Below are 11342 nucleotides of genomic sequence, written 5' to 3'. Positions count from 1 at the left end.
CGTCACATCTCCCTTGCAGTCGCTTTTCCCGGCCCGGTCACTTCTCCCTGACCAGGGCCAGTACCTCGTCGCGGATCGCCGCCATGGTGCCCTCGTCGCCGGCCTCGGCGTTCAGGCGCAGCAGCGGCTCGGTGTTGGACGGACGCAGGTTGAACCACCATCCGGCGGTGTCGTCGCGGACGGTCAGCCCGTCCAGCTCGTCGATCTCGACGCCGGAGCGGCCGGCGAAGGCCTCCCTGACCTTCGCGGCGGCCGCGTCCTGGTCGGCGACCTCGCTGTTGATCTCGCCGGACGCCGCGTAGCGGGTGTACTCGCCGAGCAGCTCCGACAGGGGGCCGTCCTGCTCCCCGAGGGCGGCGAGGACGTGCAGCGCCGCCAGCATGCCGGAGTCGGCGAACCAGAAGTCGCGGAAGTAGAAGTGCGCCGAGTGCTCGCCGCCGAACACCGCGCCGGTCTCGGCCATCGTCTGCTTGATGAACGAGTGCCCGACCCGCGTCCGCACGGGCGTCCCGCCGTGCTCGGCGATGATCTCCGGGACGGCCTTGGAGGTGATCAGGTTGTGCACGATCGAGGAGCCGGGGTGCTTGGCCAGCTCCCGGGTCGCGACCAGCGCCGTGATCGCGGACGGCGAGACGATCTCGCCGCGCTCGTCCACCACGAAGCAGCGGTCGGCGTCGCCGTCGAAGGCGAGGCCGATGTCGGCGCCGGTCTCGCGGACCTCGGCCTGCAGGTCGCGCAGGTTCTCCGGCTCGATCGGGTTGGCCTCGTGGTTGGGGAAGGTGCCGTCCAGCTCGAAGTACAGCGGGACCAGGTCGATCGGCAGGCCCTCGAACACCGAGGGGACGGTGTGGCCGCCCATGCCGTTGCCGGCGTCCACGACGACCTTGAGGGGGCGGATGGACGACAGGTCGACCAGCGTCTTGAGGTGGTCGGCGTAGCCCTTGAGGATGTCGCGCCGCGTCACCGTGCCCGGCTCGCCGTCGTAGCCGGGCACGCCGTTCTCGATCATCTCGCGGATCTCGGTGAGCCCGGTGTCGCGGCCGACGGGGCGGGCGCCCGCGCGGCACAGCTTCAGCCCGTTGTACTTGGCCGGGTTGTGGCTGGCGGTGAACATGGCGCCGGGCAGGTCGAGGTCGCCGCTGGCGTAGTAGAGCATGTCGGTGGAGCCGAGCCCGGCCTCGATCACGTCCGCGCCCTGGGAGGTCGCGCCGCGCGCGAACGCCTCCGCCAGGGGGACCGACGACTCCCGCATGTCGTGGGCGGTGACGACCGCGCTCGCCCCGGTGACGCGGACGAACGCCGCGCCGGCCGCCTCGGCGGTGGCGGGGTCGAGCTCGTCCGGCACCACACCGCGGATGTCGTACGCCTTGAAGATCTTGGCGAGGTCGCCCACTCCTGCTCCCTGTCCGAAGAACCGTGCGCGGAAAACGGCAGGTTCACGAGCCTACCGGGACGACGGGACGCGCCCCGCCGCGACGCCGGACCGGGGACCGGGACGGGGGCGGGCCCCCGCGCTCACTCCTGGCCGGGCTGCGTTCCGGCGGGCTCGGAGCGGAGCACGCGCAGGTGGCCGCGGCGGCCGACCTCCGTGCCCTGGCCGACCGGCTCGTGGCCGGACCCGGGGGCGGGCCTGGCGGCCTCGCGGACCGCGTCGGCGAGGGCCTCGAGGTCGTCGGCGGTGGGCTCGGACTCCTCCTCGACGGGGAGCCTCACCAGCTCCCACCCCATGGGGGCGGTGAGCCGTTCGGAATGCTCTGCGCACAGGTCGTAGCAGTGTGGCTCGGCGTACGTTGCGAGCGGCCCCAGGACCGCGGTGGAGTCGCGGTAGACGTACGTGAGCGTGAACACTGCGGGCGCCTTGCAGGCGGTGCGGGAGCAAGTGCGGACGGGGCTCACGATGGCTGACCGTACCTCCCCCCACCCGGCTCCGCCACCACCCCGGCGCACGTGTCGCCGTTACCGGGCGATTTCCGTGGTAATAACTACATCCCGTAACGATCCGAATATTCACCGTGCCTTCACCGCGCGGTGCCGAGCCAGCGCGCGATGGCCGCGCCCCGGGTGCGGACGTGCAGCTTGGCGAAGATCCGGTTGACGTGGTTCTTGACGGTGTACTCCGAGACGACCAGGGCCCGCGCGATCTCGCCGTTGGAGCACCCCCTGGCGATCAGGTCCATCACCTCGGCCTCGCGCGGGGACAGCCCGAGGTCGTCGCGGGGCGCCGGGGGCCGGGCCGGTGCGGCCCCGCCGCGCAGCGCCTCGACGACGGCGCGGCTCGCGGGCGGCGACAGCGGGCTGGACCGCCCGGTGACCGTGTCGTGGACGGCGGCGAGCAGCTCGTCCGCTTCGAACGCCCCGTGCACCAGGTACCCGGACGCGCCGTTGCGGATGGCCTGGCCGATCACGTCGGCGTCGGTGTCGTAGGACAGCATGAGCACCTTGGCGATGGCGCTGAGCGGCCCGGCGGCGACCACGCCGTCCACCCCGGGCATGCGGACGTCCAGCAGGACGAGGTCGGGGCGCAGCGACCGGGCCTGCTCGACGGCGTGGGCGCCGTCGACGGCCTCGCCGACGACCTCCACTCCCCCGGACTCCAGGATGGTCGCCAGGCCGGCGCGGACGACGGGGTTGTCGTCCACCACGAGGACGCGGACGCGGTCGCTCATGACAGCTGCCCCGCCGACTCGGGGGCGTCCTCGGCGGGCCACGAGGCGCGCGGGACGGTGAGGGTGACGGTGGTGCCGCACCCGGGGGCCGAGCGCACGCCGAGGCGCCCGCCCGCGCGCCGGGCGCGCTCGGTCATGCCGACGACGCCGTAGTGGCCCTCGCGGGCGAGCAGGTCGAACCGCCCTCCCTGCGGCGGGGCGAACCCGGCGCCGTCGTCGCGGACCGACAGCTCCAGCCCGTCCGGGGACCCCTCCAGCCGGACCTCGACCCGGCCGGCCCGCGCGTGCCGCTCCACGTTGGTCAGCGCCTCCTTCAGCACCGAGACGATCTCGTAGCGGACGGCCATGGGAACGTCGTCGTGCGTCCCGTCGGCCACGACGTCGACGGGGACCCCGGCGATCCGGCTCCACTCCTCGGCGACCTGCCGGACGGCGTCCGGGAGCGGCAGCCCGTACGCCTCCTCGCGCAGGTCGGCGATCAGCCCGCGGGCCTCGTGCGCGGCGACCCGCAGCGCGGACAGGATGTCGCGGGCGCCGCGTTCCGCGCGGTCGGGGGACGTGCGGATCCAGCCGGGCAGCGCCGCCGCCGACAGCGTGATGCCCTGCAGGGTCTTGGCGAGCGAGTCGTGCATCTCGCGGGCGAGCCGGGTGCGCTCGTCGGCCGCGGCGACGGCGGCCTCGGCGCGGCGGCGCGCCTCCTCCGCCTCGGCGTACTGGTCGAACAGGATCCGCAGGACGACTCCGGCGCAGGCCGCGAGCGGGTAGAAGACGGGCAGGGCGATGAGGAGCCCGGGGTCGTGCCGGTCGGCGGGCGTCGCCGAGCCCATCGCGGCGAAGCAGAGCGCCACCTGCGCGGTGCACACCAGCAGCACGGGCCCCCACGCGTACAGGACGCCGGCGAGCGCGGCCGTCATCACCGTGAACAGGAAGAACGGCCCGAAGACGCCGCCCTTGACGAGGACGCCGAACACGAGCAGGGCGTCCAGGCAGCACAGCAGGGGCATGCGCCGGACGAGCCGCAGGACGGGCCGCCACACGACCAGGGCGAGCGCGCTCTCCACGCCCAGCAGAGCGATGGCGGCCGCGAGCCCGCGGTTGAGCCCGCCGCCGCTCTCCGGCCCGTAGCTGTCCTGGAGGACGACCGCCATGGCGAGCAGGAGGCAGCGCAGCAGCAGGAGCAGCCGGAACGTCACGGCGACCCGCGTCGTGGCCCGGGCGTCCTCGGTCACTCGGGACACCGGGGCTCGTCGCAGACGCGGAGCTGGTCGGAACGCAGGAAGAGCCGCATCACCATCTCGGGCTTGTCGATCTTGTAGGCGCCGCCGTCGGTGACGGCGGCGACCTTCCGGAGGGAGGGGTCCGCCTCGGCGCCGAACCCGAGAACGATGACGCTCACCGGGCGCCGCGCGTTGAAGGCCCCTCCAAGATTCTTCACCGTTCGGGCGATTTCCGTTCCCGGGGCGCTGCGCGGGCCCCCGGCGGTGAGGACGAGGACCACGTTGAGCCCGTCCCTGCCGTAGTGGCGGTCGACCTCCCGGTACGCGGCCCTGATCGCCGGGTACAGCCCGGCGGCCTCGCCGCGGATCGGCCGGACGTGCTGGAGCCGCTCCTGCAGGATGAGGCGCTGGTTGCCGCCGTCCTGCGTGCGCGCGCCGAGCTCCCGGATCGGGGTCAGGGGCCGGTAGGGGCGGCCCGGCGCGCCGGTGAGCGTCCAGAGGCCGAAGGACGAGTCGTCCGGGACGAGCGCGAACCCCGTCGAGAGCGCTTTCACCATCGCGTCGAACCGCGTCCCGGTGGCGCCGGGCATCGGGGCGCCGCCCCGCGACGGGTCGATGAGCGCGAGCACGTTCAGCCCCTGGCCGAGCTTGCGCCACGTCTCCTGGACTCCGGCCGCCGCCCCCGGACGGACCACCGCGAGCGGTCGCGGTGCGCGCTGCCCGGGGCCGCGCAGGCCGGCCCGCTTGAGGTCGCCGGCCGTCCGGGGCGACCGGAGCTCCTTCAGGAACCCGTCGGCGACCCGTTTCCGCTTGGCGTCGGACGTGGCGACGACGTACGGGAAGTCGAGGTAGGGCGTGCCCAGACGCGGGTAGGCGACGGCGATCGGCTCCCCGTCGCGGCCCTGCTGCTTGAGACGCTCGTTGTACTTGAGGAAGGCCTGCTCCGGGGCGGCGACGACCGCGGACCCCTCGTCGCCGCCTCCGCCGAAGGCGGTCTCGACGCCCTTCCCGTTCGGGATGGTCTCGGCGGTGCGCAGGACGGCGGTGAACCTGTCCAGCGCGCCCTTGCCGCTTCCGGCGGACGCCTGGAGCGCGAGCAGCGACACCGTGCCCGCCCCGGTGCGCGCGGGGTCCGGCAGCCGGAGGTGGAACTCCGGCGTGCGGCGTCCGGGCCGGAAGGCGCCCCATGACCTGCGCTCCAGGTCCCTCCGGTACCGGCTCGCCATGGTGGCGGACACCCCGAACACGATCGGGCTCGACGCGATCGAAGGGGCCTGCCCGGCGGGCCGCCGTCCCGCGAGGTCGGGCCAGGCGGAGGAGTCGGGGATCCACACGTCTGGGACGCCGCGCGCGGCGCGGAAGACGCCCGCGGCCTCGCCCGACCCGCGCGCGGTGACCCGCACCGAGGGGCACTGCCCGGCGGCGCGCCGGGCCGCGTTGAAACGGGCGGCGGCGGCGAGCGCCGCCGGAGCGATCGCGGGATCGGCGCTGACCGACAGCCGCTCGCGCGCGCCGTCGCAACCGGAGTCGCGCGCGGCCAGCGCCCAGCCGCCGCCTCCGAGGACGAGCCCCACACCGAGGGCCATGGCGGCGGCGACGGTGACCTGGTCGCGGCTCCGGCGTGCGCGCCGGGACGGGGGATTCACGGGAAATCGGCCCTTCGAAATGCACCATCGGCCACGCGGGCCCGGGAGCCATGGCTCCGCCACTGTAACCACTCTTTTCACGGCAGAGCCATACGAACGGCCCGTTGCACGGGCCGTTCCGGACAGAGCGGTACAAAAGTCCACATGGAAGGGCCTTACGGGTGGGCCGCGTCACCAGCGGAGGTACTCTTGAGGCGTGCGATCCCGTGTGGCAGGCGTACGGCGCCGCGATCGGCACGGTCGCGGCCTCCGTGGTCCTCTGACGCCCCCGCAGGCGCCGGTCTCACGCACCCGCGCGGAACGGTTCGCCGACCTCGTCGACGACGAGGTGCGGCGCCTCGCCGGGCGCTGGGGCCGCGAACTGGCCCGGGTGGAGTTCACGGTCGAGGAGGTGCCGGCCATCGACCCGTCGTTCGACGGGCCGGTCCCGCTCGGCCAGACCCTCCCGGGCGCCGGCGACCGGCCGGTGCGCATCGCCGTCTACCGCCGCCCCGTCGAGGCCCGCGCCGCCGACGAGGCCGAACTCGCCCACCTGGTCCGCGACCTGCTCGTCGAGGAGGTCGCCGACCTGCTCGGCCTCTCCCCCGAGTCCGTGGACCCGAGCTACGACTCTCCCGACGACTGACCGGCGCCCGGAGCGCAGCGGAGGGCGCAGGTCAGTCGGGCGGGGGGTGTGGGGGGTCGCCCCTCCACGAAGACACTGCCGACTGAGCGGCGCCCGGAGCGCAGCGGAGGGCGCAGGTCAGTCGGGCGGGGGGCGTGGGGGGTCGCCCCCCTCAAAGACCCTGCCGACTGAGCGGCGCCCGGAGCGCAGCGGAGGGTGCCGGTCAGTCGGGCGGGGGGCGTGGGGGGTCGCCCCCCTCAAAGACCCTGCCGACTGACCGGTGGAGAGACGCTGCCGACTGACCCGGCGCCTGGAACGGAAGGCCGCGGTCCCGGGGCTCAGTTCGGGGTCAGGGCGGTCTGGGAGTCGGCGGTCTGCGGGAGGCGCAGGACCGTCGGGGCCGGGACGATCGGCAGCACGGTGAACAGGTAGTCGCCGCCCTTGCCGGTGGCGAGGATGCGGGACGCGTAGACGGGAGCGGAGCCGGGCTTCGGCATGATCACCGCGCCGAAGGCGGCGTCCGCGCCGGTACCGGGGGCCGCGAGCTTGGTCTCGACCGTGCGTCCCGCTCCGATCCTGACCTCCTGAGGCGTGCCCGCGCCCTGCGCGTTCATGGTCGTGACCTGGACGGTCGCCGCGCCTGACGGGGCGGTCAGGGCGAGGGACGAGTCGAACCGGTTGTCGGCCACGACGCCGGGGCCGGACGCGCTCAGCGGGGGCGTGGCGGCGCCGTAGGCGACGTCGGCGCCCCGCTCGGCGGCGAAGCCCGCGAGGATCGGACGGTCGGCGGTGAGCCGGACGGCGGCGGCCCGGCCGGACAGGGCGCCGTCGAGGGGGACGGAGGTCACGGTCATGCCGGGGGCGTCCAGGACGTCCTGGCCCTGCGGCGCGAACGCGCCCTCCGCGGTGATCACCTGGACCCTGATGCGGGCGTCGGCCTCGCCGGGGACGGCGACCAGCAGGCGGCGCTTGCCGGAGCCGCCCGGCACCCCGGGGACGAGGACGGAGGCCGCGGGCGCGGGCGACTGCGGCAGCCACTCGGTGCCCTTCTTCTTCCCGATCCGCACGCGCAGGGACGCGGCGACGCGGCCGCTGGTGGTGCGGACGCGCAGCGCCAGGTCGGCGGCGGTCTTCACGATGTCGCCGAGCCCCTCGGGCGATCCGCCGATCCGCACGATCCGGGTGGTGTAGGGCTCCACGGGCGTGCCGCGCCCGTCGGTGGTGTCGAGGGGTCCCTCGCCGGAGAGGGCGGAGACGTCGACGGACGCGGGCTGCGCGTCGACGTTGGTCAGGTAGAGGTCGAGTTCGTCGGCGGCGACCGGCCCGGGGCCCATGAACCACAGGTCGGTGCCGGGGACGGCGCAGCGGGCGCCGGCGAGGCCGCGGTCGTCGCCGCCGTCCCGGTACGCGGTCTGCTCAGCCTCCAGCCCGCCGGCGATGGGGCCGGTGGCCCGGAGGGTGTAGGAGTCCTGGCCGGACTTGGTGTCCTCGCCCCAGGCCTGGCCGGGCGACGTCACGGATCCCAGCGGCGAGCCGCCCTTGGTCGGCGCCACGTCCACGCGTCCGCCGCCCGTCTTGCGGGCGAGTGACTGGACGGCGAGGCGGCCGCCCTCGTGCCCCGGGCAGACCATCACGGCGTGCGTGACCGGCGCTTCGCGGCCCTTCTCGGACGCCTCGCCCGGACGGGAGAACGTCGCGGCGCCGTAGAGGGCGGCGACGGCGACGAGCATGAGGGCGGCGGTGGCGTAGCGCATGCCGAGGAGGCGCAGGACCTTGTCCATCAGGACACCTCCTCGGGGCTCGTCTCCTCCGCGGGCTCCCCGGGCTCCGCGAGCTCTGCGGGTTCCGCAGGCGCCGCGAGCTCCAGGGGCTTGGCGGCCGGCAGCGCGGGCTGGGGGCGGGCGCGGGGCGCGCGGCGCCGCCCGCGCCGGCCGCGGCGGCGGCGCTCCCGTTCGCCGGTGGGCATGAAGTCCGCCTGCGCGCCCGGCAGCGCCAGGACGGCCACCAGCAGGACGGCGATCCCCTGGACGACGACCCAGGCGTGCCGGGTGGCCATCGACCGGGTCAGCTCGAACTCTCCCCCGGCGGCGGGGATGTCGTAGCCCTGCGCCCAGCCGTCCACCGTCCGGGCCTTGACGTCGCGGCCGTTCAGGGCGGCCCGCCAGCCGCCGTCTGACGGTTCGGCCAGGAGGAGCGTGCGCGTGCCCGTCCCCGGTGGGATCCGCACGCGGGCTTCGACGCGCCCGGCGGGCAGCGGCGTGACCGTCGAGCCCTGCAGGAGCATCATCCGGCCGGACGCCGCCTGGAGCCGCCACACGGCGAACGTGCCGGTGCGGCTGAGGCGGGTGAGTTCGGGCGACGCGTCGAGGACCTTGGTGAGCGGGTCGCTCGCGGGATGCGGCACCAGGAGGTACTGGACGCCCATCCGCGTCAGGGCGGGCCCGTCGTCGCCCTCCCGGCCGGCGGCCATGCCCGCGACGAGGTCGTCCATGCGGTCGCGGGCCGGACCCTTGACGGTGACCTCCGACTCGCCCAGATGGGGCCGCACGCCCCTCAGAACCGTGTAGGAGACCCGTCCGGTCGGCTCCCGGTGCAGAACGAGCGTCCTGACCCCGCCGGAGCCCTGGACGAACTGGGGGACCGTGTCGGGGTCGAGCCTGCCGAGGGGGCCGCCCGCGCCGCCGACAACCCAGAACCCGGCCGCCAGGACGGGTGCGGTGAGCGCGGCGGCCACCACGACCGCACCGCCCGCCTTGTAGATCAGGTGCTGGCCCGCCAGGGCCTCGGTGGCGCGCTGGACGGCGGCGGTGGCGGCGAGGAGGACTCCGGCTCCGGCGAACAGCAGCGCCGCGCCGGGCCACACCGGCGCCGCGTCCGCGCCCTTGGTGACGGTGGCGGCGCTGGTCAGCACCGCGACGAGCAGCCCGAAGACCGCCAGCAGCCAGCCGGCCAGCACCTGGCCCCGGCGGCTGCGCAGCGGCAGCGCGCAGACGGCGACCGCCAGCAGCCCGGCGAGCGCCCACCGCGCGGGCGTGCCCGGCCCTCCCGGGTCGAGCGCCAGCAGGTCGGCCGGGGCGGCGGGGTCGAACCGCCGGTGCAGGCCCGCCTCCGTCAGGAACCCGGACGGATGGAGCAGCAGGCCGGCGGTCCACGGGAGCGTCAGCAGCGGCGGGACGCCGAGCGCGATGGCGAGGCCGCGCAGGCCCTGCCGCCCCGGTCGGTCGAGCAGCGCCCACACCATCCCCGCGGCCAGCAGAGCGACCAGCCAGACGAGGGGGACGAAGGACATCGCGACGGCGAGCAGCAGCGCGACCGTCCAGGCGGCCCGTCCCGCGCGCTTGCGGCGCGTCCGGGGGTCGAGGGCGGCGGCCTCCGACCGGGGGTACCCGTAGACGCGGGCGGCGTGCACGGCGATCAGCGGGAGCAGGACGAGGACGACGGCGGTCCCGAGGCGCCCGCCGGCGACGGCGCCGGTCGCGGCGGGCAGCAGCGCGTACACGGCGGCGAACCAGGCGCGGACGGCCGGCACCGGGACGCGGCGGCCGGTCGCGCGGGCGCGCCGTCCCGTCCGCGGCGCCTCCACCACCAGCAGCCGCGACGCGCGGTAGGCGGTGAGCCCGGCCAGCGGGACGCTGCCGAGCAGCAGGACCGACACCGCCAGCCACGGCTTTCCGAACGCGGCGGTGGACAGGACGGCCAGGACCCCGACGTACGGGGGGCTGCCGGCGTCTGTACCGAGCCCCACCGGATGCCAGCCGGACAGGTACTGCGCCCACAGGTCGCTCGCGCCGCCCCACGCGGGGACGAGCGCGCCGCCGCCGAGCCGCCCGGCGGCCGTCACCAGGGAGCGTTCGGCCGCGACCGCGACGGCGGCGAGGCCGAGCACGACCATGACGCCGGGCCGCGCGAGGAACCGGCGGATCGGGCCGGGCTCGTCGGCCGTGATGTCGTCGGCGACGTCCTCGCGGTCGCGCTCGTGGGCGGCGAAGTACTCCGAGACGGCCTCGCCCGCCCGGCGCAGCACGACCCAGCGCGTCTGGAACCGCCGGACGCTGCGCCGCACGCGCGTGCGGCCCTCGGCGCGGACGGCCCGCGCCCGCCGGAGCCCGCCGGGTGAGCGCAGGACGTCGCCGAGCGCGCGCAGCTCCTCGCGGGCCATGCCCGGCCGCTTGGTCGCCACCAGGACGAGGGCGTGGGCGAGCGACGCCCACACGTTGCGGACGAGGGCCCGCAGCATCGCGCCGAGCGGCTGGTTGGCGAGCAGGGTGAGCAGCGCGTTGCGGCGGTCGCGGCGGGCCGGGTGCTCGGTGGTCATGCCGATCTCGCGGAGCCCGCGCCGGGACGCCTCCGCGTGGTAGACGACGGCGTCGCTCGCGGTGACGACCCGGTACCCGGCGGCGTGCACCCGCCAGCAGAAGTCGAGGTCGTCGCGGAAGATGCCGTACTCGACGTCGAAGCCGCCGAGCTTCTCCCAGACGTCGCGGCGGACGAGCATCCCCGCGCTGCCGACCGACAGCACGTCCCGGACGCCGTCGTGCTGGCCCTGGTCGAACTCGCGCCGGTCCAGGCCGGTGTGGCGGCGCCCGGCGGCGTCGACGGTGACGCCGAGCTCGCGCAGGACGCGGCGGTCGTCCCAGTCGCGGACCTTGGGGCCGAGCACCGCCATGTTGGGGTCGGCGTCGGCCGTGCGCAGCAGCCGGTCGAGCGCGTCGCGGTCGGGCGCGCAGTCGTCGTGCAGCAGCCAGAGCCACTCCGTGCGGGGCCGGGACGACCCCTGGGACTGGTCGGCGGGAGCGGGGTCGTCGCCGGTCACGGGGGCGGACGCGGCGTCCTGCCGCAGCGCCTCGGCGATGGCCTCGCCGTAGCCGGTGGTGCGGGGCAGCGTGAGGACCTCGCCCTCGCCGACGACCTCCGCGAGGACGGCGGGGCCGCGGTCGCGGCTGCCGGTGTCGACGGTCACGAGGCGCTGCACGGGGCGCGACTGGGTGAGCAGCGCCTTCAGCGCCTCCGGAAGCCACCGCGCGCCGTCGTGCGCGACGAGGACGGCGGTGACGACATGGCGATCGAGTGTGGGGGCCAAGGGTCGCTCGATCTGTGGGACGGACGATGGCAGTGCTGGCCGAACGGCCGGTGCCGAACGGGCATCCGGCGCTGAACGAGCGTCAGCCGTGCCGGCCCTGGGGCCGGCACGGCTGATAACTGTACGCGT

Annotated in this window: 8 protein-coding genes; 1 reads left to right on the top strand and 7 read right to left on the bottom strand. The window is 75.6% G+C overall.

Going from position 1 to position 11342, the window contains the following annotated elements; all coding sequences use genetic code 11:
- Nucleotides 1–37: 37 nt before the first annotated feature.
- The 5 genes from AB0C21_RS19890 to AB0C21_RS19870 all read right to left on the bottom strand — a co-directional run bounded on the left by AB0C21_RS19890 (nucleotide 38) and on the right by AB0C21_RS19870 (nucleotide 5529).
- Nucleotides 38–1393, bottom strand: coding sequence for a phosphomannomutase/phosphoglucomutase (locus AB0C21_RS19890; RefSeq protein ID WP_500205875.1), 1356 nt, complete (start codon nucleotides 1391–1393; stop codon nucleotides 38–40).
- Between the two features lie 122 nt (nucleotides 1394–1515).
- Nucleotides 1516–1896, bottom strand: coding sequence for a DUF3499 domain-containing protein (locus AB0C21_RS19885; protein WP_149259154.1), 381 nt, complete (start codon nucleotides 1894–1896; stop codon nucleotides 1516–1518).
- 122 nt (nucleotides 1897–2018) lie between these two features.
- On the bottom strand, nucleotides 2019–2666 hold the full coding sequence (locus AB0C21_RS19880; protein WP_500205869.1) for a response regulator: 648 nt from the start codon (nucleotides 2664–2666) through the stop codon (nucleotides 2019–2021).
- Nucleotides 2663–3904, bottom strand: a complete 1242-nt coding sequence (locus AB0C21_RS19875; protein WP_500205866.1) for a sensor histidine kinase — start codon at nucleotides 3902–3904, stop codon at nucleotides 2663–2665. Before AB0C21_RS19875 ends, AB0C21_RS19880 begins: the two co-directional genes overlap by 4 nt.
- Nucleotides 3892–5529, bottom strand: a complete 1638-nt coding sequence (locus AB0C21_RS19870) for a substrate-binding domain-containing protein (RefSeq protein ID WP_500205864.1) — start codon at nucleotides 5527–5529, stop codon at nucleotides 3892–3894. Before AB0C21_RS19870 ends, AB0C21_RS19875 begins: the two co-directional genes overlap by 13 nt.
- Before the next feature lie 196 nt (nucleotides 5530–5725).
- On the opposite strand from AB0C21_RS19870, the gene AB0C21_RS19865 reads away from it, so the two are divergent.
- The gene (locus AB0C21_RS19865; protein ID WP_235036763.1) at nucleotides 5726–6154 is read left to right on the top strand and encodes a metallopeptidase family protein; all 429 of its coding nucleotides are present in this window, start codon (nucleotides 5726–5728) and stop codon (nucleotides 6152–6154) included.
- A 317-nt stretch (nucleotides 6155–6471) separates the two neighbouring features.
- Here AB0C21_RS19865 and AB0C21_RS19860 read toward each other — a convergent pair whose 3' ends face one another.
- The gene (locus AB0C21_RS19860) at nucleotides 6472–7914 is read right to left on the bottom strand and encodes a DUF5719 family protein (RefSeq protein WP_500205862.1); all 1443 of its coding nucleotides are present in this window, start codon (nucleotides 7912–7914) and stop codon (nucleotides 6472–6474) included.
- On the bottom strand, nucleotides 7914–11213 hold the full coding sequence (locus AB0C21_RS19855; protein ID WP_500205860.1) for a glycosyltransferase: 3300 nt from the start codon (nucleotides 11211–11213) through the stop codon (nucleotides 7914–7916). The genes AB0C21_RS19860 and AB0C21_RS19855 overlap by 1 nt, the downstream gene beginning before the upstream one ends.
- Nucleotides 11214–11342 lie beyond the last annotated feature (129 nt).

This window comes from Spirillospora sp. NPDC049024 (assembly GCF_040649235.1).
Taxonomy (GTDB): Bacteria; Actinomycetota; Actinomycetes; order Streptosporangiales; family Streptosporangiaceae; genus Spirillospora.
This window is presented reverse-complemented; position numbering and strand designations above follow the sequence as displayed.